The organism is Candidatus Cardinium hertigii, assembly GCF_003176915.1.
GTDB classification, from domain to species: Bacteria; Bacteroidota; Bacteroidia; order Cytophagales; family Amoebophilaceae; genus Cardinium; species Cardinium hertigii_A.
The window spans coordinates 708579-731408 of sequence record NZ_CP029619.1 but is presented as its reverse complement, the minus strand read 5'-3'; the positions used below and the strand labels follow the sequence as shown (position 1 = coordinate 731408).

At 35.4% G+C, this 22830-nt stretch carries 19 protein-coding genes and 1 pseudogene; 10 read left to right on the top strand and 10 right to left on the bottom strand.

All coding sequences use genetic code 11. The features are described from left to right. The first annotated feature begins 201 nt into the window (after positions 1-201). The 7 genes from DK880_RS02955 (at position 202) to DK880_RS02930 (ending at position 6537) form a co-directional block, all read left to right on the top strand. Positions 202-978 carry a ParA family protein gene (locus DK880_RS02955; RefSeq protein WP_109997708.1) on the top strand — a complete coding sequence of 259 codons (777 nt, stop codon included), beginning with the start codon at positions 202-204 and terminating at the stop codon, positions 976-978. Between the two features lie 19 nt (positions 979-997). Then, positions 998-1903: a ParB/RepB/Spo0J family partition protein gene (locus DK880_RS02950; RefSeq protein ID WP_109997328.1), complete on the top strand. Its 906-nt coding sequence runs from the start codon at positions 998-1000 to the stop codon at positions 1901-1903. A 78-nt stretch (positions 1904-1981) separates the two neighbouring features. Continuing rightward, positions 1982-2104 carry a hypothetical protein gene (locus DK880_RS05600; RefSeq protein ID WP_262494590.1) on the top strand — a complete coding sequence of 41 codons (123 nt, stop codon included), beginning with the start codon at positions 1982-1984 and terminating at the stop codon, positions 2102-2104. A 5-nt stretch (positions 2105-2109) separates the two neighbouring features. Continuing rightward, on the top strand, positions 2110-2820 hold the full coding sequence (locus DK880_RS02945; RefSeq protein WP_162534143.1) for a DUF5683 domain-containing protein: 711 nt from the start codon (positions 2110-2112) through the stop codon (positions 2818-2820). Positions 2821-3016: 196 nt separating this feature from the next. Next, positions 3017-3883, top strand: a complete 867-nt coding sequence (gene thyX / locus DK880_RS02940; RefSeq protein ID WP_109997326.1) for an FAD-dependent thymidylate synthase — start codon at positions 3017-3019, stop codon at positions 3881-3883. 162 nt (positions 3884-4045) lie between these two features. Continuing rightward, on the top strand, positions 4046-5857 hold the full coding sequence (gene htpG / locus DK880_RS02935; protein ID WP_109997325.1) for a molecular chaperone HtpG: 1812 nt from the start codon (positions 4046-4048) through the stop codon (positions 5855-5857). Positions 5858-6078: 221 nt separating this feature from the next. After that, on the top strand, positions 6079-6537 hold the full coding sequence (locus tag DK880_RS02930) for an Lrp/AsnC family transcriptional regulator (RefSeq protein ID WP_109997324.1): 459 nt from the start codon (positions 6079-6081) through the stop codon (positions 6535-6537). Positions 6538-6568: 31 nt separating this feature from the next. On the opposite strand, the gene DK880_RS05455 is transcribed toward DK880_RS02930, so the two are convergent. After that, positions 6569-6829, bottom strand: coding sequence for a hypothetical protein (locus tag DK880_RS05455; RefSeq protein ID WP_109997323.1), 261 nt, complete (start codon positions 6827-6829; stop codon positions 6569-6571). Continuing rightward, positions 6807-7766 carry a leucine-rich repeat domain-containing protein gene (locus DK880_RS02920; protein WP_109997322.1) on the bottom strand — a complete coding sequence of 320 codons (960 nt, stop codon included), beginning with the start codon at positions 7764-7766 and terminating at the stop codon, positions 6807-6809. The genes DK880_RS05455 and DK880_RS02920 overlap by 23 nt, the downstream gene beginning before the upstream one ends. 1175 nt (positions 7767-8941) lie before the next feature. On the opposite strand from DK880_RS02920, the gene uvrC reads away from it, so the two are divergent. Both uvrC and DK880_RS02905 read left to right on the top strand, forming a co-directional pair. After that, entirely contained in the window at positions 8942-10765 is a 1824-nt protein-coding gene (gene uvrC, locus DK880_RS02910) for an excinuclease ABC subunit UvrC (protein ID WP_109997320.1), read from the top strand. Further along, positions 10766-11512 carry a polyprenol monophosphomannose synthase gene (locus tag DK880_RS02905; RefSeq protein WP_109997319.1) on the top strand — a complete coding sequence of 249 codons (747 nt, stop codon included), beginning with the start codon at positions 10766-10768 and terminating at the stop codon, positions 11510-11512. A 269-nt stretch (positions 11513-11781) separates the two neighbouring features. Here DK880_RS02905 and DK880_RS02900 read toward each other — a convergent pair whose 3' ends face one another. Together DK880_RS02900 and DK880_RS02895 are read right to left on the bottom strand one after the other, a co-directional pair. After that, positions 11782-12711 (bottom strand): Rpn family recombination-promoting nuclease/putative transposase, encoded by a 930-nt coding sequence (locus DK880_RS02900; protein WP_109997318.1) that lies wholly within the window; start codon positions 12709-12711, stop codon positions 11782-11784. Positions 12712-12824: 113 nt separating this feature from the next. Next, entirely contained in the window at positions 12825-14903 is a 2079-nt protein-coding gene (locus DK880_RS02895; RefSeq protein ID WP_162534141.1) for a hypothetical protein, read from the bottom strand. A gap of 265 nt (positions 14904-15168) precedes the next feature. Between DK880_RS02895 and DK880_RS02890 the strand changes: the two are divergent. Continuing rightward, a pseudogene (locus DK880_RS02890) lies at positions 15169-15974 on the top strand (IS5 family transposase); the annotation flags it as partial. A gap of 301 nt (positions 15975-16275) precedes the next feature. On the opposite strand, the gene DK880_RS02885 reads toward DK880_RS02890, so the two are convergent. The 6 genes from DK880_RS02885 to DK880_RS05210 all read right to left on the bottom strand — a co-directional run bounded on the left by DK880_RS02885 (position 16276) and on the right by DK880_RS05210 (position 22097). Beyond that, positions 16276-17214: an Rpn family recombination-promoting nuclease/putative transposase gene (locus DK880_RS02885; protein WP_109997316.1), complete on the bottom strand. Its 939-nt coding sequence runs from the start codon at positions 17212-17214 to the stop codon at positions 16276-16278. A gap of 142 nt (positions 17215-17356) precedes the next feature. Beyond that, entirely contained in the window at positions 17357-17530 is a 174-nt protein-coding gene (locus tag DK880_RS05215; protein WP_162534140.1) for a hypothetical protein, read from the bottom strand. Positions 17531-18515: 985 nt separating this feature from the next. Then, positions 18516-19547: an Rpn family recombination-promoting nuclease/putative transposase gene (locus DK880_RS02880; protein ID WP_109997315.1), complete on the bottom strand. Its 1032-nt coding sequence runs from the start codon at positions 19545-19547 to the stop codon at positions 18516-18518. 121 nt (positions 19548-19668) lie between these two features. Continuing rightward, positions 19669-19863 (bottom strand): hypothetical protein, encoded by a 195-nt coding sequence (locus tag DK880_RS02875; protein ID WP_109997314.1) that lies wholly within the window; start codon positions 19861-19863, stop codon positions 19669-19671. Positions 19864-20773: 910 nt separating this feature from the next. Then, the gene (locus tag DK880_RS02870) at positions 20774-21781 is read right to left on the bottom strand and encodes an Rpn family recombination-promoting nuclease/putative transposase (protein WP_109997313.1); all 1008 of its coding nucleotides are present in this window, start codon (positions 21779-21781) and stop codon (positions 20774-20776) included. A 142-nt stretch (positions 21782-21923) separates the two neighbouring features. Beyond that, positions 21924-22097 carry a hypothetical protein gene (locus tag DK880_RS05210; protein ID WP_162534140.1) on the bottom strand — a complete coding sequence of 58 codons (174 nt, stop codon included), beginning with the start codon at positions 22095-22097 and terminating at the stop codon, positions 21924-21926. Between the last annotated feature and the right edge of the window lie 733 nt (positions 22098-22830).

Genomic DNA, 22830 nt, shown 5'->3' with positions numbered 1-22830 from the left:
ATTTAAGTGCTGTTTAAAAGAGCATATATCGTTTATATTTTAGGTAGTTTTTTTATTTTTACTTGTAAAGGTATAGATTATACAAAGAAGGGTATAAAGCGATTACATAAGAGTTAATGGTATACCCAACAAAGTGAAGAGGGAGGAGATTTCTTGTGGGCGTGTTGTTGTATAAGTTATGCGCAGAGAAGCGCAGGATATATGGGAAAAGTTGTTGCGATTGTAAATCAAAAAGGGGGGGTAGGTAAAACTACTACTGCTATAAATTTGGCAGCTAGTTTGGCCGTTTTAGAAAAAAAGACGCTTCTTATTGATGTTGATCCACAGGCAAATGGAACATCTGGGGTTGGTATTAAGCTCGAAGAAGTTGATCATAGCATATATGAATGTATTGTAGAGGCAGTGGATCCTTCCCTATTGATCAAACCTACCGCTATTCCTTATTTATATCTTTTACCCTCTCATATAAATCTAGCAGGCGCAGAAGTGGAGATGGTGAATTTTAAAAGTAGGGAAGGTCGTATGAAAGAAGCATTGAAATCTATTGTCGATCAATATGATTATATTATAATTGATTGTGCGCCTTCTTTGGGTTTAATAACCATTAATGCCTTAACTGCTGCAGATTCTTTGATTATACCGGTTCAATGTGAATATTTTGCTTTAGAAGGATTAGGTAAACTATTGAATACCACTAAAATTATACAATCTCGTTTGAATCCCAACCTTGAAATAGAAGGTATCTTAATGACGATGTATGATGCACGATTGCGTTTGGCTAATCAAATTGTAGCGGAAGTTAAAAAACACTTTCAACGCATGGTTTTTGAGACGATCATACCAAGAAACATTAAGTTAAGTGAGGCGCCGAGTTTCGGTATGCCTGCTATAACTTATGATGCGGATAGTAAGGGTGCGGTGAGCTATCTTAGCCTTGCTGAAGAAATTATAGGTCGAGTGGTACAAGCAAGTATGTGAACTTTTAATTATTGCCTTTATGCAAAGTACAACAAAAGGACCCCCTAGAAATGTGTTAGGCCGAGGGTTAGGAGCCTTGTTAGAAGATTCTATTACACAAACCATTGCGGCTTCTACTGAAAATCTTTTTCGGATTATTAAAATAGCAGCCATTACAGTCAATCCTTGTCAGCCTCGGAAGGACTTTAATGAACGATTGCTGCAAGAGTTGGCTGCCTCTATACAATTACATGGCATTATACAGCCGCTTACCGTACGTAAGGAGCATGCGGATACCTATCAATTGATTGCTGGGGAACGCAGGTTGCGCGCTGCTCAATTAGCTGGTCTAACGGAAGTACCAGCTTATATACGTACCACAGATGACCAGCATATGTTGGAATTGGCGCTTATTGAAAATATCCAACGTGCTTCCTTAAATGCCATTGAGATTGCCTTAAGCTACCAACGCCTGCTGGCAGAATGCAAGTTAACCCAAGATGCATTGGCTGAACGAGTGGGCAAAGATAGAACTACTGTAAATAATTACTTACGTTTGCTTAAATTGCCTCCTGCTATTCAAGCTGCGCTTCGAGATCAAAAGATTGCTATGGGACATGCTAGAGCGCTTATTAATTTGCCTAATGAAGCAGCACAAGTAAGCTTACTTAAAAGAATAGTAGAAGCTGTTCTTTCTGTCCGTGAAGTGGAGAAAATAGTACAAAATGCTGCTGTAGATAAGCAGCTGAAGAACCTAATGCCTAAAGTGGAATTTAATCCTGATTTTAAGTCAAAAATTTTGATAACTACACAGCAATTGACGCACCGATTGCATACAAAAGTAAAAATTAAAGCTGGTGCGCAAAGTTGGGGTGAAATTAAAATCGTATTTAACTCGGAAGCAGAATTAGATAGAATTATTGCGGCTATTGCACCTACTATGTAGCGTGAAATGCTTGCTGCTTTACTGTAAGGGTGTGTTTGTATGGTATTTCTTTTTTTAATTTCTTTATCCCATAAGCTTATGTTCATAAATAGAAGCAGTCAGTTACGTCAGGATGCTTCCCTGTTTGATGTGGTTACAGATGGTAGGCTAATGCTGTTTCTGCAAGGGGATAAGGAACCATTGTTGCCTACTATTGTATGATGAAGTTGCGTTACATTTGGTTTTTAACTCTAGTGAGCGTTAGGGTAGCTTTTGCACAGCCCCTTTCACTCAGTAGGTCTACGTTTGTAAATAGGAGCAATCAGTTACACCAGGCTGTTGCATGGCCTTACCTATTGAGGACCCATAATTTCATACCACCTAAGAAAAATAAAGCGCAGCTGTTGCATGAAGCCATGTCTACCCATGCAACGGTACAACGTTCCTGGCTTTCTTCTATGGTAGTACCTGGACTAGGTCAAATTTATAATAAGCATTACTGGAAAATTCCTTTTTTTTATTTGGGTTTTTTATTGGGTGGTATAAAAATACGTGCAGAACATAATGAGATGCATAAGCATGAAAGAAATAAGCTTGAAATAGATAAGCAAGATGGAAATGGAATATCAAAATCATCTACTGCAAGCAGCAGCCTTCCTAGTAAAGGTTTTACGGAAAGGCGTATAGCCGAGTGTAAGCGTGCGCGTAATTTATTTATTTTAATTACAGCCGTTTGGTATATATTGAATATACTGGATGCTTATGTAGGGGCACATGGAAGAACAGTTAATTTTCAGGATGATATAAAAATAGAGCCATCTACTGCCGCAACTGTTGCGCCTGCTGTCCTAGCAACAGCATCTGCTTATTCATCCGCTGCTACTATTCCACTTGTTACTTTTTCTTTTCCAATACACCTTAAAAAAGGTGTATTATAAAAGATGAGTCTGGATAGGGTAGTAGGGTACAGCAGAAAGAGGAAGCATGTGTCTTGAAAAGGGCTCCTGTTTGCTGGATGGAGTAAAATAAATGTTTTGAAATAAATAATAGGTTTCATTTGTATGGAGCATAGGCAATGGTGTACGAAAAATTTAATAGGGATGGCCTTAAACCTGAAATTTTCACGTAATTTTTATGACTGATGAGCGGTATAGTACAAGACGTACTACAGTAAAGGAAATAGACGATCTGCTATATGAGGAATATAAGGTATTGGATCACGGATTTATTAGAGTAGTGGATTATATGGGTTCAGATAGCAGTATAGTACAAGCGGCTCGCGTCTCATACGGTAAAGGAACCAAACAAATCAGTCAAGATGAAGCGCTTATCAATTATTTAATGCGTCATGCACATACCACTCCCTTTGAGATGTGTGAAATTAAGTTTCATGTGAAACTTCCCATTTTTGTTGCAAGGCAGTGGATAAGACATAGAACGGCAAATGTAAATGAATATTCAGCTAGGTATTCGATACTGGATAATGAATTTTATATACCTCAACCTGAACATATTGCCAAACAATCTAGTAGCAACAACCAGGGAAGTGGTACGGTTTTTGATAAGGTAACTGCAAAAGAGATAGCCAATACTTTAAAGAATGACGCTCAATTGGTATATGCGCATTATAAAAAATTTATTGAACAAGAGCTTGCAAGGGAAACTGCACGCACCAACCTAACCATTAATTATTATACACAGTTGTACTGGAAAATAGATTTACATAATCTTTTGCATTTTTTAAAATTAAGAGCGGATAGGCATGCACAATATGAAATAAGAGTTTATGCTGAAAAAATGCTTGAACTAGTACAAAAATGGGTCCCATTAACTTATAAATCTTTTGTTGAATATCAATTAGAATCTATATGCCTATCTAAGAAAGGCCTAGCAGTAGTACGTAAGTTAACAGAGGGAAAGAAAATCAGTAAAGAAGAAAGTGGACTCAGCCAAAGAGAATGGAATGAATTAATGCTTGTGTTAGGGAAACCAACCGGTTAATTTTGTAAGGATGCTATGTTGCCTGCTTTGTATTGAAGGAAGTCTTTACAAAAATACAAAGCCAAACAAGCCTGCATACGGTGTTAGAAAAGAAGAATTTAAACAAGTTTGCCATAGTTGTAGCTATTATTTATGATTATTGAATTTAAACTGTAATAAGCAATGAATGAAAAAGGAACCATATCGGTACATACAGAGCATATTTTCCCTATTATCAAGAAATTTCTTTATTCAGATCAAGATATTTTTTTGAGAGAGTTAGTAGCTAATGGAATTGATGCTGTACAAAAATTGAAAAAGTTAGCTTCTATGGGATTCTATGAAGGTCCTATAGATCATTTATCGGTAGAGGTAATAGTTGAAGCAGAAGCAAAGAAAATTATCATTAAAGATAATGGCATTGGCATGACAGCGGATGAGGTTAAACAGTACATCAATCAGATAGCTTTTTCTGGTGTTACTGCATTTGTAGAGAAGTATAAGGAACAAATGGAGCAGCATGCATTGATTGGTTGTTTTGGGTTAGGATTTTATTCAGCGTTTATGGTTGCTAAGCGGGTAGAAATTATTACAAAGTCCTATCAACAAGCAGCAGAAGCTGCGCATTGGATTTGTGATGGAACTACTGATTTTGAGCTTTCATCTTGTGAAAAAGCCACCATAGGAACAGAAGTAATTTTACATCTTTCGCAAGAGGCCGAAGAGTTTTTAAAAAAAGAGCGCATACAAGCCATTCTGGAGAAACATTGCCGTTTCTTACCGATACCTATTTTACTAGATGGCAATAGCATAAATCCCACCCCTCCTTTATGGATTAAAAATCCATCTGAGCTAAAAGAAGAGGATTACCTTTCCTTTTATAAGACGCTGTATCCTTTTGCAGCGGATCCACTGTTTTGGATTCACCTTAATATGGACTATCCTTTCACGCTTACTGGTATACTTTATTTTCCTAAAGCTGCTAGCTATTTTGAGCAAAAGGAAACCATTCAACTGTATGCCAGACAAGTTTTTATTACAAGTGATGTAAAAGAAGTAATCCCAGGTTTTTTACATCTGTTACATGGTGTTATTGATTCGCCTGATATACCGTTAAATGTATCTAGGAGTGCTTTGCAAGCAGATAGGAATGTAAAAAAAATTAGCAGCTATATTGCTAAGAAAGTAGCTGAAAAATTAGGAGCACTTTGCCAACAGGATCGTAAAGCGTACGAGGCCAAATGGAAAGATATTTCTCTATTTGTCAAGTATGGTATGTTAACAGATGAGAAATTTGATAAAGCAGTTAGGGAGATAGTCTTGTTACAGAATGTAGCAGGGACCTATTATACTATAGCAGAGTATAAAGAAAAAGTGTCTTGTGATCAGACTGATAAGCACAACGATGTGATTTTTCTGTATACAACAAATCCCCAGAAGCAAGCGGTTTACCTGCAATCAGTAGCGCAGAAAGGGTATGACGTATTGTTACTCAATAGTGAAATTGATACCAATTTCATTAATTTCGGTGAGTATAGGTTTGATAAAATCAAATTTAAGCGGGTGGATACCGCTTCTATTCATGAGCTTATTGAAAAAGAAGAAACGGTAGCATACCTATTAGAAGAATCAGAAAGAAAAGATTTACAGTCTATTTATGAAGATTCCATTGGTAAGGAGCAGACTACTTGGTCTGTTTTAGCTATGTTACCGGAGGAATTGCCTGTAACTTTTGTTACTTCTGAGCTTATGAAACGCATGGAGCAGTTTTCGAAAAAGGAAGAGACCAGAAAAGAGGCTTTGCACAGCATGCAATTGGCCATTAATGGGAATCATCCGTTGGCTAAAAAGATACTCCATACAACAGATTCTGCTAAACGAAAAGAGCTGGCAACTGCTGCCTATCAATTGGCGTTGCTATCGCAAGGTCTCCTAGAAGGTTCCTTGCTAACAGAATTTATAAAACATGCTATAGATAGGTTACTGGCTCAATAGGAAAATAGGTATACCCTTGCTATGAAGGTCTCCTGACTACGATTGAATTCTAAATTACGTATTCTTATTACCTATGCTACAGGATGGGTTGCCATCCATTTACCTTGGCCTACATTTTGGTGTCATGCTAGTAGGCCTACTAGCTATAACAATCTTCCCAAGAAGATATCATAGGCATATAGCCGATAATCAGAATTACAAGTAAGTATTTTATATTGTATATGGAATTAGATAAAATTGATAAAAGCATTTTAACGATCTTACAAGTTAACGCAAAAATAACGAACGCTGCACTTGCACAGCAAATCAATCTATCTCCTGCTGCTACATTGGAGCGTGTGAAAAAGCTAGAACAGTATAAAGTTATTACCAACTATTATGCACAAATAGATTATACCCAAGTAGGTTTTGATATAGCCCTTATAGTGGGTATAACCTTTCAAAAAATGACGGGTACAGTTGTTAAACTGTTTCAGGCCGCTATTGATAAAATAGCCTCTGTTCTAATGTGCTATCAAGTAATAGGCAATTTTGATTTTATCTTGATGGTACAAACCAAAGATATGGCCAGTTATCAAAGTGAAGTAGTAGAAAAATTATATATGCTTGATGGAGTAGAGCGCATTCAAACACTAACAGTTACACAACTACTGAAGAACAAACCATTACGCTTGGGGTAATACATAGCTGTAGTGAATTCTTTAAGTCCTCCTAGTCAGCAGCCTGATCAATAATAGTTTGAAAAGTTCTTAACCGTACCGTATTGAGCTTTGAACGCTTTAATAAATATTCAAATAAGCTAAATAGGAACATTATGTGTTTACTTATTTTATTGTAAACCCCTTGAAAGCTATCTGCATTAACATCCTTAAAACTTAACATAATGACCGGATGCTTACCTTGATAAGTATCGATGTACCTTCCATCTTCTAGTTTACCAATTGATAAATCATCTTGGGTTAATTCTTTCAATTGTCTGATTGACTTCAGCTATTGCTGATTCACCCTTCTCTGTAATATTATTTTCTTTTAGGTTAATGCTTTGAATTGTCTGATTAACTTTTACTGCTTCAGCTATTGCTATTGCTCCTTCATCTTTAATATTATTGTTTGTTAGGTAAATTCTTTGAATTGTCTGATTAACTTTTATTGCTTCAGCTATTGCTATTGCTCCTTCATCTGTAATATTATTGCTTGTTAGGACAATTTCTGTAATTGTCTGATTAACTTTTACTGCTTCAGCTATTGCTATTGCTCCTTCATCTTTAATATTATTGCACGTTAGGTAAATGCTTTGAATTGTCTGATTAACTTTTACTGCTTCAGCTATTGCTATTGCTCCTTTATCTGTAATATTATTGCCTGTTAGATTAATTTCTGTAATTGTCTGATTAACTTTTACTGCTTCAGCTATTGCTATTGCTCCTTCATCTTTAATATTATTGCACGTTAGGGAAATTCTTGTAATTGTTCTATTTGCTTTTAATGCTTTAGCCATTGCTTGTACAAATGCTTGTACAGTTTTAATTTTAAGCCAATGTAAGAAAATATTTTTTATTGTCTGATTATCTGCTAATACTTTACACACAATGGTCCTTTTTATTGGGTCATTACCAATAAGCAATGTAATATCTTGCGTACTGAGGCTCCTGAGCTTATTAAATTTTTCTGTATAAAGCTTCGTTAACTTGTCTCTCATAACGCTCCTCATGCACTTAGAAGTATTCCATAGCGCACGATCAGTAGCTTCATCTGTGTATTCAGCTATTTTTTCAAATATGTCTCGGTAGAATATTGGAGGTAAATCCTCAGTTTGTTTATCCATATTTTGCCTATTCATTTGGCAGGAAACCACTGAACTGGTTAATAGTAATAATCTTACTACTATTTTATTAGCATTTTTTTGCATAACGGTTTATATTTTTTATTTTACTGTTGATTTATAGCTACTTCGCTACCTTTATTGTTTAAACTGTTTTTATCTTATCTCCATGTTAATTCTACCCTTGCAACGCATATTAAACTAGTTTAATATTTTAATTATCCAATAATCAATACAAAATCAATACAAAAAAGCAAAGGATCAGCCATGTGACTTATTCTTTTTTGCTAAAGGAAGCATATAATAAAAGGATAAAGTAGGAGTTTTAGCTTTTCTAGCGGAAACTTATCTAAACAGCTTTGAACAGTTGTGTATCGCTCTAAGTGCGCATAAGCTTGGTTTAATAAATTGATAACCAAACGTAGCTGGACAATCGTTACATGCATACCAACATTTTTACTAAATGTGGCCTCATAAACTAAAGTTGTATAAGATAAAGTGGGGTTACTCACCAATAAAGTGATTCTTAGTAGCTGTAATGCATACATTAAAAAATCTTTTTGCTCCTTTATGGGTAGTTTATGAAAAAATTCAGATTGCTAAGTTTTGTAAAATTACCGCTGTAGTAACTGCGTATCCAATTACTAAAATTGGAGAAATGTGCTGTTTGCTCAGCTAATTGAAAGGCTTTACTTGGATTCCCTTCTGCTAAAAAGGCTATTTCACTATACCTATGTGTGGCTAATGCAGTGTACTGCTTACGAAGCAGTTGTTCAATAGCTTCCTCCGAAAAAGAAGGAATATAATACTGCTGGCTACGAGATACAATGGTTGGTATTGTCTTTTCACTAGCACAACTTACTAATAAGAAAACAGTTAAATTTTAACATGGTGTTTATTTGGATTATACCAATAATATATACATAGGTAACATATAACAAGTCTTTTAACATTAACTATAATGCTTTATTAGACCTCATACATGTAGCCAGGAATTTAGTAGGATATCAATTTTATGGGTTGGCGCAGAGGGTTAAGTTACTTTGAAAGAAAGATACAAAATAGCGGGCTGCAAAGACAATGCATACAAATTAACCGTTGTTATACTTTAAAGCGCTTGTCGGCTGTCTTGCCGATGTTTTTATTTGGGTAGTATTTTAATTGGTTTTCAGGTAGTTTTTTTCTTAGTGTATGCTATACCTAACTTATAGCTTAGATCTAAGAGAACCTAGAAATTTGTCTTCTTTTTGTAGTTTCGTGGTATGGAAATAGCACGTTGTACGCCCAATACTATAGATCGTCTTCCTGCTCTGCCAGGGATCTATACTTTTTATAGCCATAAGGAGGCATTGCTTTATGTAGGGAAAGCAAAGGATATTCGAAAGAGGGTAAGTGATTACTTTCTTGCCAATAAGCTGCATAGCCTAAAAACGCAATGTATGGTTAAGCAGGTTGCTTCTATTGCTTATACGGTGGTAGATTCTGAGTATGATGCGTTACTTTTGGAGAATAATTTAATTAAAAAGCTACAGCCTAAGTACAATATTTTGTTAAAAGATGGTAAAACCTATCCTTATTTATGTATTACGTATGAGCGTTTTCCCAAGTTGATACTTACCCGTAAGGTCTTGCCCTCCTTAGGGAAATATTATGGACCTTTTACAAGCACGCAATCTATTAAGCGAACGTTAGAGGTTATAAGAAAACTTTTTACTTTTCGTACCTGTAGTTATAATCTTTCAGAAAAAAACATAATCCAGAAAAAATTTAAAGTTTGTTTGGATTATCATTTGGGACTCTGTAAGGGACCTTGTCAAGCTTTTCAAGATGAGCTAAGCTATCAAAAAGAAATAAGCCAAATAGAGGCCTTGCTTAAAAATAATTTTGCACCTATAAAGAAAGTTTTTAAAGAAAAAATGGGAGCAGCTGTCCAATTACTGGATTATAAAACGGCACAACATTGTAAAGAAAAGTTATCTCTACTAGCGCAATATCAAGCAAAATCTTTAGTAGCCAATCCTTTAGTAGGGGATTTAGACGTAGTTGCCATTGTAGCGGATCAAGATTATCTTTTTGTTGCCTATTTGCATATTCAGATGGGTGCTGTTTCTTTTGCACAGCAGCGTGTGTTTACTAGAAAGCTAGAAGAAAAAGTAGAGGATTTGATAACTTTAATAGTATATGAATTGCGTTCTTGCACCAACAGTAATGCAGCTGAAGTATTGGTCAATATTCCTTGCAAAGCTGTGCTAAGTTCTTTTGTTATAACCATGCCTAAAATAGGCGATAAACGAAAGCTGGTAGCGTTGGCATTGCAAAATGCATTATTGTGTAAAAAAGATTTTTTATATAAAAAAACCCATCATCAAGACAACCCTCCTGTTATGCTTTTGCAATTGCAACATGATTTGAAGCTAAAAGAATTACCTTATTGTATAGAATGTTTTGATAATTCCAATATATATGGACAACATCCAGTAGCTGCTATGGTTTGTTTTAAGAATGGGAAACCATCTAAAAAGGATTACCGCCATTATAACATTAAAACAGTAGTAGGGGCTGATGATTGTGCATCTATGCATGAGGTGATAACGAGGCGTTATAGTTATTTAGTGGCTACGCAAGCAGCATTTCCTCAGCTTATTGTAATAGATGGGGGAAAAGCGCAGCTCAATGCTACAGTGGCTGCTTTGCAGCAAATAGGCGTGTATGGGCAAATAGCTGTTATCAGCATAGCCAAACGATTAGAGCTACTTTATTTCCCTAATGATGCTTTACCCATCTGTTTACCTAAGCAAGCGCTTTCACTGAAGCTGTTGCAGCAGTTGAGAAATGAAGCCCATCGTTTTGCTCTTGCTTTTCACAGAAAGAAACGTACACAAGCATTGACATATGATGAATGGGAAGCTATTCCAGGTATTGGCCCTAAGACATTAACTAAATTATGGAAGCAATTCCATACACCCGCTGTGGTTCAATCAGCTTCCTTAGAAGCGTTGGTTTCCGTAATGGGTCCAACAAAGGCCCAGCAGCTGTATACCTATTTACATAATAGATCATTTGAAAATGACATAAATACTATATAGGTGCCGGTTTATTTTCATGCAATAGTAGTCTTGCCCACTTATAATGAAAGGGAAAATATAGAAGAGCTACTTACCGCTATTTTTGATCTAAATAGCGGCATACATGTTTTAGTAGTAGACGATAATTCTCCTGATGGAACAGCCGAGGTAGTGGTAAAGTTACAACAGTATCATGCAAATGCTTTGCACCTTTTAAATCGTTCCAAAAAAGAAGGATTGGGACAAGCCTATTTAGCTGGGTTTTCTTTTGCATTAGCTGCGGGTTATGCCTATATCTGCAGTATGGATGCGGATTGGTCCCATGCGCCAGCTGATTTGTGTAAACTTTTAAATTTATGTGCGCATGAGCCAATAGATATGGTTATCGGCTCACGCTATATTGCAGGTGGCCGAATTGTAAACTGGCCCCATTCTAGAATTTGTTTATCTTATGTGGCAAACTGGATAGCCAGAGTCATTACAGGGATAGCTGTTAAAGATACTACAGCTGGATTTGTCTGTTATAGGCGCGAGCTTTTAGCAGCTATTTTATTAGTGCCTATTGTTTCTGTGGGGTACAGCTTTCAGGTAGAAATGAAATTCTTAGCCCATCAGAAGCAAGCTAACATAGTGGAATGGCCCATTACGTTTACAAATCGGGTTAAAGGCCAATCTAAAATGAATAGAACAATTGCTTGGCAAAGTTTCTTACATCTTCTTCAGATGAAATGGAATAGCTGGGTTGGTAAGATGAAGCCGTTTCAATAGACTTTACAGATTTTGCCTAGAATGCACTTCAAACGTTAAGTTAAATTAATTATTTATATTGATTTAGGTTATTATTTTTAGGTTTTTTCATGATATTTCTATGGAAATCCAACCAAGTGGCCAGTTAAGTTTAGTAGATAGTACAGATAGTCAACGTAAATACAAGCATACAAAGAAGGGTTGGTTCTAGCAGTCGGTACCACAAAAGCCTCTAGTAGGCCTGCAGGTAGCATCTTTTTAGACCGTAGTTACAAGTTACGGTCTAATAATTAAAGTGAAGCAATAAAAGCTGTATCAAGTCCAGTAATTTGGGCAATAAAAGAGACCTCAACACCATTCGCTAGCATGGCTTTAGCTATTTCAAGGTTCCTTTCCATTTTACCTTTTTCCATGCCTTTTTCTATACCCTGCATTATCCCCTGCTGTCTGCCTTCTTCAATGTATTTTTGTGCAATGGTTCTCATAATCGTAGCTGTTTCTTCTTTAGATAAATGGCTCGAGATGACCCGTTCTAATGCCGCCTGTTTTTCTTCCGGTAACTTAGCATCGCTATACCATACCAAAGCCTTTATACAAATATAACCTTTTTCTTTATCTACTAATAGAGCGTGTTGGCAGTGTGTAAATAGGTTTTCCCATAATTTGAGTATATCGCGTTTATGGATGTGTTTGAGCAGGTATTCAAACATAGCCAAATGTTTCTTTTGTAAAATGGCATCATCTGACATGCTTTGTAAATCAATCAGTTGATACTCTTCCCCCATTAATTTTTGGGCTTGTTCAGGGTTGCTAAACAATTGCCATATATTCCTGGGTGCATGGTATGGTTTAGAGCCGTGGTAAATTACAATGGGACATATTAAGGGCAACTTATCTTTATTTTTCCTATTGCGTTCGCATAACAAAAGCATGTATTTCCATAAGCGCAATGCCATCCAATGATCTGAGGTAACTTGTGCCTCAATTAATACATAGACAAAAGCTTTTTCTTGATTTTTAGTTTTAACGGAATAGAGGAGATCGGTTAGTTTTCTTTTAAGGTCATCTTCAACAAAAGATTCTTTTTCTATGGTGATCTGACTTAAATCAACAAGCGCTTTAAAGTCAGCTGGTAAATAGTGTTCTAGGAATTCCTGTGCAGCTAGTTGATCCGTTAAGATCTTTTTGATTAAAGCATCATGCTTTAGATGGCTGGTCATACTGTCTTATTACTTTATTCTTTTTTTGCAATAAATACCTTGTTTATAATCAATGGAAATCTTCCATATAAAGCATGCACCATCTTAAAGAACAAAGGCAATAACATGACCTATTACTCCGATTTAGGTATTCTGGAACGAAGAACATGGATCTCTTTAGTAAGCTCTTGATTGTCCTTATTTGTAATATGAACAATGTATGCTTTCGTAATAGGATCTTTCTGTATACATCTCCCTGGTACAATTTGATAGGCAGCATTATCATCTGCTTGGTCTACCTCATTCCCTTCATCATTTTTACTTATTGCAGAAAATGTTTCTTCCGCTTTTTTCAGGAAACGTATTGATTGATGGTAAATAACATTATTATTTCCTATAGCTATATCCACCATCCCATATTTTTCCATGTTCTGATTTTTAACTAAAACAGCCGCTGTTCTAATATTATTATCTCTACGAGTATAAAAATATTTATCCGCATCTTCGCGTTCTAACAAATAGTAAATAGGCGTTAAATCATGCTTGACAATTTCTTTAATTAAATTAGTTGGATTCTTATTTACTGCTTTAAATTGCCAATCGTAAGAATTTTTTGGTGCCTGCTGAAAATGATCCCAAATCGTATTAACCGGAAGAGACCATTTTTTTACCCTAGCATGGAGCTTATACTTTGTATGAAGTGAGCTTAAGTTTATTGGTATTGCTTCTCTTTCAAATTCCACCCCGCTATTACTTAGTTGTAACTGGTCTATAGCAGGAGGATCTATTGCTTTTTCACTGTTTTCTTCCTCCCATCTATTGATGGCCAATGGTTTTGATTTAGTGGCAATCTGCTTTTTAGCCTTATTAATAGGCTTAGGAAGCCCATTAGATTTTTTTTGGCCTGTTTCCTCTATTCTTGTGGATAACGCATTTACATCATCTCTGCTAGTATTAGGCTCTGCTACTCCTAAAGCCTTTTTAATATCTTCCTCTTCAATATCTTCCATTTGGACACCCTGATTCATACTATCTATCAAGAGTTTTTCATATTTCTCTGTTACTTCTTCAACTGACTGATTTTTAAGAGCTTTAGCTAAAGTAATAAAAATAGGCTTAGGGACCTTGTGCATGTATTTTTTACATCTATACTTGCTATCATTATTATCTATTTTGTTTTGGTTATCATCCATAAATAGATTCATCAACATTCTACTGAATATGCTTTCTCTTCGCCATATGCACGACATAACTTGATGTAATTTTTTTTTCTTCGTATCATTATCAAGAATACGCTTACAATCACATGGTGGCTCACTTTTTTGACTATACGCTAAGCCTGCAGAACCAAAAGAGAACCCCTCTTTTTGTATTATGCTACGGCGAGCTTGTATCAAAAATTGTATTCTTTTCGTATCAAAACCCCACGCGAATTCCCCATAAGTCATTTCCTGGTCCTCAATAGCATGACCAACAATGGATCGAACCGTTTTTTTTAACAATTTATCGATTTTGTCTTCTATTGAAAACATTTCTACTATTGTAGCTACATCTCCTTTCATTAAACATATTTTTTTCGTCACTTCTTCTTCACTGATCTTTCCTTCTATTATTGAACGTATCATTAAACATATGTTCAGCATACTCTGTACTTTTGGTTTTTCTTTCTCACAATCGGATACTTTTCTACCTACTTTTCCTAAAAAACGGGGAAATTTTTTTCGATTTTTTTTCCCTTGCCAATCAAAATTATATTCGCGTGGGTTACAAGTCTTTTCCTTGTTCGCCATAGCCTTAATAATTTCAACACATTTTTCAAACTTTTTACCGTTTTCTCCTGCCATCATTGAACGTATTTGTTCTATAAATGTCTGGACATTGTCTTCTTTTTTCATTGAAGGTATCCTTGAGCATATTTTTACCGCTTCCTTTACTTTCTCGTAATCAGGTGCGTTAAATGTAAACCTCTTGCGTGTTATATTTAAGTTCCCTGTTGTGAAATCTTCTAAAGCAGAATATAAAATCTCTTTTTCTTCTTTCGTCATTAATGGTAATATTTCAGAAAATTTAGAACATGGAAGAAGTATTATATTATTATTAATATATAACACAGGAAATGGAAGGTTACATCCACAATCATAATGTGTTTTTTTTTCTTCATACTTTTGCGTTATTGCACATTCCTGATTGCTAGTTTGACTTCCTCCTTCCATAGCTAATAGCTGCTTCGTACAATTTGTCATGGCCATTGCTATACAGCCTATTTTTAGGAAAGCATATAGAAGCTTAAGGTAAAATGATCTATCGTTGCCTTTATTAATCTGCATAACTAAAAGTTTTGTTATTGTTGAATAAATACACCACTTTTAAATTATAATTAATTTTTATCTCTTTTTCAATAAAATAAATAGGATTTCTTGAAGCATGCGATTTAAATAGAATGAGGCCGTTGCAATAGACTTTAAAGATTTTGACTAAAAATCTTGGTATAGACTGATTGATTATCAAGTAGAAGAAGAAGTAAATGATCGGATCACTTTTAGTAGATTTTGTGGTATTTCAATGGATATTTCTGTTCCGGATCATAGTGTATTAAGCAGATTCAGGACTACCCTTACAGAGAATAATTCGCTAGAAAAGTTATTAAAAATCATTAATGATCAGTTATCTAATCATGATGTATTGGTTCAAAACGGATCAGCAGCTATTGATCCCTCTATCACGCCTATCCCTAGATGTCCTAAAGGTAAAAAAAGCTATGACCTGAATGAAGATAGCACTATAAATGTGGTAGAAAGTTATCAAAGGAGAGCAGATCCAGAAGCGAGTTGGACAAAAAAAGGCCATAATCAATCTTTACTATGGCTATAAGCGACACCTCTTTGTTGAAAGTAAAGAAGGTTTAGTTCTATCAGTCAGTACTACAAAAGCATCTAGTCATTTACCGGTTTTGTTGGATAAAGTAGCACTTCAATCAGGCAGCAGGGTATATGCAAATAAGGCCTATAGTGGATTACCTAATGAAACTTTACTGAAGAAAAAAAATTAAAATCAGCTATTCAGAAGAAAGCTTCTAGAAATAATCCCCTATCTCCTTACAGCTAAACGGTTTAATAAATTGGTAGCCAAGACAGGTTATAAGGTAGGATGGATGCGTGTTTGGAAGTATTAAAAGTTGGTTCCGTGGTTCAGGAACCTGTTATATAGGCCTTACTACAACCCATACGCAACATCTTATGGAAGCACTAGCCTACAACTTATACAGGTATCCAAAAAACACCTAGCCCTATAATATCAAAAATTAAACCAAATAAGTATAGAAAGATAGAAACCATAGAAACAATTATACTATCGATCTACCACAACGGTCTCGTGATGCATTAGGAATATTTTTTTATGATAAGTTGTAGATTATGTCCGATAGAATATAGAATGACGTTGCGTTTATCTCCTAAGATACTTTGCAAGTAGTTAACCAATCATTTACCATCGGATTGTATAGGGCCAATAGGGTGGTTCAATATAGCAAATTAATAGGATCTCATTGTAATGCAGTATGCAAGGTAGCATCTTTTTAGACCGTAGTTACAAGTTACGGTCTAATAATTGAAGTGAAGCAATACAAGCTGTATCAAGTCCAGTAATTTGGGCAATAAAAGAGACCTCAACACCATTCGCTAGCATGGCTTTAGCTATTTCAAGGTTCCTTTCCATTTTACCTTTTTCCATGCCTTTTTCTATACCCTGCTGTCTGCCTTCCTCAATGTATTTTTGTGCAATGGTTCTCATAATCGTAGCTGTTTCTTCTTTAGATAAATGGCTCGAGATGACCCGTTCTAATTCCGCCTGTTTTTCTTCCGGTAACTTAGCGTCGCTATACCATACCAAAGCCTTTATACAAATATAACCTTTTTCTTTATCTACTAAGAGGGCGTGTTGGCAGTGTGTAAATAGGTTTTCCCATAATTTGAGAATATCGCGTTTATGGATGTGTTTGAGCAGGTATTCAAACATAGCCAAATGTTTCTTTTGTAAGATGGCATCATCTGACATGCTCTGTAAATCAATCAGTTGATACTCTTCCCCCATTAATTTTTGGGCTTGTTCAGGGTTGCTAAACAATTGCCATACATTCCTGGGTGCATGGTATGGTTTAGAGCCGTGGTAAATTACAATGGGACATATTAAGGGCAACTTATCTTTATTTTTCCTATTGCGTTCACATAACAAAAGCATGTACTTCCATAAGCGCAATGCCATCCAATGATCTGAGGTAACTTGTGCCTCAATTAATACATAGACAAAAGCTTTTTCTTGATTTTTAGTTTTAACGGAATAGAGGAGATCGGTTAGTTTTCTTTTAAGGTCATCTTCAACAAAAGATTCTTTTTCTATGGTGATCTGACTTAAATCAACAAGCGCTTTAAAGTCAGCTGGTAAATAGTGTTCTAGGAATTCCTGTGCAGCTAGTTGATCCGTTAAGATCTTTTTGATTAAAGCATCATGCTTTAGATGGCTGGTCATACTGTCTTATGGTTTAAACGTAAGTAGGTCATATACCCTTATAGTTTCTAATACAGAAAGATTCTCCATAAATGGACCCATCCGAAATGCGAGTGGGTTAATGATCCATAAATTAATAACACTAAGCTAGCCCACTACCGTTTCAAGCAGTTGCTAGTAATGTTTCCCCCCGTTTCTCCGTAGCAAAGTGCTTATTTCCTACTGCATATTCTTCTCGTAAAGTATTTACTTTTCTACTGTAATAGAGTCCTACTACTAAGGTCAATAGCAGAAAATCAGCTACGCTTACAAGGGGCAGATTATTGCATAGTGTCATTATGATGAGAGATTAATGGATTGTTCGTAACGATACAACTACAACCTGTTATAACATATAGCAGCTGTATACAACCATGGCTAAGTATAAGCATACAAAGCTATAAAACCAAATACTTTACATTTATGTATTAAAATTGTTTATATAACTTTGCTAGATAATACACAATCATTATTTAGATAGCACACAGATAGTGCTGTTATACGCTATAATGGAACAGCAACAATAAGAAACATATATAAATCTTAACCCTTACTTAGTTGTCCCTGAAGTATTTATTGCGCAATAGGTTTACTTTTTTCTCAGATTCAAATGGTAATTTAGATTCTATTTTAACTGACCATTGTATGGGTATAATCGTTTTGGAAGAAAGATTCTTAGATATATAACAGGAATTTATACTGATTATGTGATAAAATATATTTCAATAGACTTTATAGATTTTGCCTAGAATGCACTTTAAACGTTAACTTAAATTAATTATTTATCTTGATTTAGGTTATTTCATGCTATTTCTGTGGAAATCCAACCAAAAGGGCAGTTAAATTTAGCAGATAGCACAGCGATTCAACCTAAATGCAAGCATACAAAGAAGGGTTGGTTCTAGCAGTCGGTACCACAAAAGCCTCTAGTAGGCCTTGCTACAACCCATACGCAACATCTTATGGAAGCGCTAGTCTACAATTTATACAGGTCTCCAAATAGTATAGTAAGAGGTACTTAGGGAGATGGTCTATCCAAAATGGATTAAAAATTCTAAAAATTAATAAATAATAAAATCTCTAACCCTATAACATCAAAAATTAAACCAAATAAGCATAGAAAGATAGAAAAAATTATACTATCGATCTACCACTATCTCCTAAGATACCTTGCAAGTAATTAACCGATCATTTACCATCGGATTGTATAGGGCCAATAGGGTGGTTCAATATAGCAAATTAATAGGATCTCATTGTAATGCAGTATGCAAGGTAGCATCTCTTTAGACCGTAGACAAGTTACGGTCTAATAATTGAAGGGAAGCAATACAAGCCGTATCAAGTCCAGTAATTTGGGCAATAAAAGAGACCTCAACACCATTCGCTAGCATGGCTTTAGCTATTTCAAGGTTCCTTTCCATTTTACCTTTTTCCATGCCTTTCTCCATGCCTTTTTCCATGCCTTTTTCCATGCCTTTCTCCATGCCTTTCTCCATGCCTTTCTCCATGCCTTTCTCCATGCCTTGCATTACCCCCTGCTGTCTGCCTTCCTCAATGTATTTTTGTGCAATGGTTCTCATAATCGTAGCTGTTTCTTCTTTAGATAAATGGCTCGAGATGACCCGTTCTAATTCCGCCTGTTTTTCTTCCGGTAACTTAGCGTCGCTATACCATACCAAAGCCTTTATACAAATATAACCTTTTTCTTTATCTACTAAGAGGGCGTGTTGGCAGTGTGTAAATAGGTTTTCCCATAATTTGAGAATATCGCGTTTATGGATGTGTTTGAGCAGGTATTCAAACATAGCCAAATGTTTCTTTTGTAAGATGGCATCATCTGACATGCTTTGTAAATCAATCAGTTGATACTCTTCCCCCATTAATTTTTGGGCTTGTTCAGGGTTGCTAAACAATTGCCATATATTCCTGGGTGCATGGTATGGTTTAGAGCCGTGGTAAATTACAATGGGACATATTAAGGGCAACTTATCTTTATTTTTCCTATTGCGTTCACATAACAAAAGCATGTACTTCCATAAGCGCAATGCCATCCAATGATCTGAGGTAACTTGTGCCTCAATTAATACATAGACAAAAGCTTTTTCTTGATTTTTAGTTTTAACGGAATAGAGGAGATCGGTTAGTTTTCTTTTAAGGTCATCTTCAACAAAAGATTCTTTTTCTATGGTGATCTGACTTAAATCAACAAGCGCTTTAAAGTCAGCTGGTAAATAGTGTTCTAGGAATTCCTGTGCAGCTAGTTGATCCGTTAAGATCTTTTTGATTAAAGCATCATGCTTTAGATGGCTGGTCATACTGTCTTATGGTTTAAACGTAAGTAGGTCATATACCCTTATAGTTTCTAATACAGAAAGATTCTCCATAAATGGACCCATCCGAAATGCGAGTGGGTTAATGATCCATAAATTAATAACACTAAGCTAGCCCACTACCGTTCCAAGCAGTTGCTAGTAATGTTTCCCCCCGTTTCTCCGTAGCAAAGTGCTTATTTCCTACTGCATATTCTTCTCGTAAAGTATTTACTTTTCTACTGTAATAGAGTCCTACTACTAAGGTCAATAGCAGAAAATCAGCTACGCTTACAAGGGGCAGATTATTGCATAGTGTCATTATGATGAGAGATTAATGGATTGTTCGTAACGATACAACTACAACCTGTTATAACATATAGCAGCTGTATACAACCATGGCTAAGTATAAGCATACAAAGCTATAAAACCAAATACTTTACATTTATGTATTAAAATTGTTTATATAACTTTGCTAGATAATACACAATCATTATTTAGATAGCACACAGATAGTGCTGTTATACGCTATAATGGAACAGCAACAATAGGAAACATAAGAAACATATGTAAATCTTAACCCTTACTTAGTTGTCCCTGAAGTATTTATTGCGCAATAGGTTTACTTTTTTCTCAGATTCAAATGGTAATTTAGATTCTATTTTAACTGACCATTGTATGGGTATAATCGTTTTGGAAGAAAGATTCTTAGATATATAACAGGAATTTATACTGATTATGTGATAAAATATATTTCAATAGACTTTACAGATTTTGCCTAGAATGCACTTTAAACGTTAACTTAAATTAATTATTTATCTTGATTTAGGTTATTTCATGCTATTTCTGTGGAAATCCAACCAAAAGGGCAGTTAAATTTAGCAGATAGCACAGCGATTCAACCTAATCTTATGGAAGCGCTAGTCTACAATTTATACAGGTCTCCAAATAGTATAGTAAGAGGTACTTAGGGAGATGGTTTATCCAAAATGGATTAAAAATTCTAAAAATTAATAAATAATAAAATCTCTAACCCTATAACATCAAAAATTAAACCAAATAAGCATAGAAAGATAGAAAAAATTATACTATCGATCTACCACTATCTCCTAAGATACCTTGCAAGTAATTAACCGATCATTTACCATCGGATTGTATAGGGCCAATAGGGTGGTTCAATATAGCAAATTAATAGGATCTCATTGTAATGCAGTATGCAAGGTAGCATCTCTTTAGACCGTAGACAAGTTACGGTCTAATAATTGAAGGGAAGCAATACAAGCCGTATCAAGTCCAGTAATTTGGGCAATAAAAGAGACCTCAACACCATTCGCTAGCATGGCTTTAGCTATTTCAAGGTTCCTTTCCATTTTACCTTTTTCCATGCCTTTCTCCATGCCTTTCTCCATGCCTTTTTCCATGCCTTTCTCCATGCCTTTCTCCATGCCTTGCATTACCCCCTGCTGTCTACCTTCCTCAATGTATTTTTGTGCAATGGTTCTCATAATCGTAGCTGTTTCTTCTTTAGATAAATGGCTCGAGATGACCCGTTCTAATTCCGCCTGTTTTTCTTCCGGTAACTTAGCATCGCTATACCATACCAAAGCCTTTATACAAATATAACCTTTTTCTTTATCTACTAAGAGGGCGTGTTGGCAGTGTGTAAATAGGTTTTCCCATAATTTGAGAATATCGCGTTTATGGATGTGTTTGAGCAGGTATTCAAACATAGCCAAATGTTTCTTTTGTAAGATGGCATCATCTGACATGCTCTGTAAATCAATCAGTTGATACTCTTCCCCCATTAATTTTTGGGCTTGTTCAGGGTTGCTAAACAATTGCCATACATTCCTGGGTGCATGGTATGGTTTAGAGCCGTGGTAAATTACAATGGGACATATTAAGGGCAACTTATCTTTATTTTTCCTATTGCGTTCACATAACAAAAGCATGTACTTCCATAAGCGCAATGCCATCCAATGATCTGAGGTAACTTGTGCCTCAATTAATACATAGACAAAAGCTTTTTCTTGATTTTTAGTTTTAACGGAATAGAGGAGATCGGTTAGTTTTCTTTTAAGGTCATCTTCAACAAAAGATTCTTTTTCTATGGTGATCTGACTTAAATCAACAAGCGCTTTAAAGTCAGCTGGTAAATAGTGTTCTAGGAATTCCTGTGCAGCTAGTTGATCCGTTAAGATCTTTTTGATTAAAGCATCATGCTTTAGATGGCTGGTCATACTGTCTTATGGTTTAAACGTAAGTAGGTCATATACCCTTATAGTTTCTAATACAGAAAGATTCTCCATAAATGGACCCATCCGAAATGCGAGTGGGTTAATGATCCATAAATTAATAACACTAAGCTAGCCCACTACCGTTTCAAGCAGTTGCTAGTAATGTTTCCCCCCGTTTCTCCGTAGCAAAGTGCTTATTTCCTACTGCATATTCTTCTCGTAAAGTATTTACTTTTCTACTGTAATAGAGTCCTACTACTAAGGTCAATAGCAGAAAATCAGCTACGCTTACAAGGGGCAGATTATTGCATAGTGTCATTATGATGAGAGATTAATGGATTGTTCGTAACGATACAACTACAACCTGTTATAACATATAGCAGCTGTATACAACCATGGCTAAGTATAAGCATACAAAGCTATAAAACCAAATACTTTACATTTATGTATTAAAATTGTTTATATAACTTTGCTAGATAATACACAATCATTATTTAGATAGCACACAGATAGTGCTGTTATACGCTATAATGGAACAGCAACAATAAGAAACATATATAAATCTTAACCCTTACTTAGTTGTCCCTGAAGTATTTATTGCGCAATAGGTTTACTTTTTTCTCAGATTCAAATGGTAATTTAGATTCTATTTTAACTGACCATTGTATGGGTATAATCGTTTTGGAAGAAAGATTCTTAGATATATAACAGGAATTTATACTGATTATGTGATAAAATATATTTCAATAGACTTTATAGATTTTGCCTAGAATGCACTTTAAACGTTAACTTAAATTAATTATTTATCTTGATTTAGGTTATTTCATGCTATTTCTGTGGAAATCCAACCAAAAGGGCAGTTAAATTTAGCAGATAGCACAGCGATTCAACCTAAATGCAAGCATACAAAGAAGGGTTGGTTCTAGCAGTCGGTACCACAAAAGCCTCTAGCCATGATAGGAATCATGTATAGGTTTTGTTGGCTAAAGTAGCCCTGCAATCAGGCAGTGCCCTATAACATCAAAAATTAAACCAAATAAGCATAGAAAGAT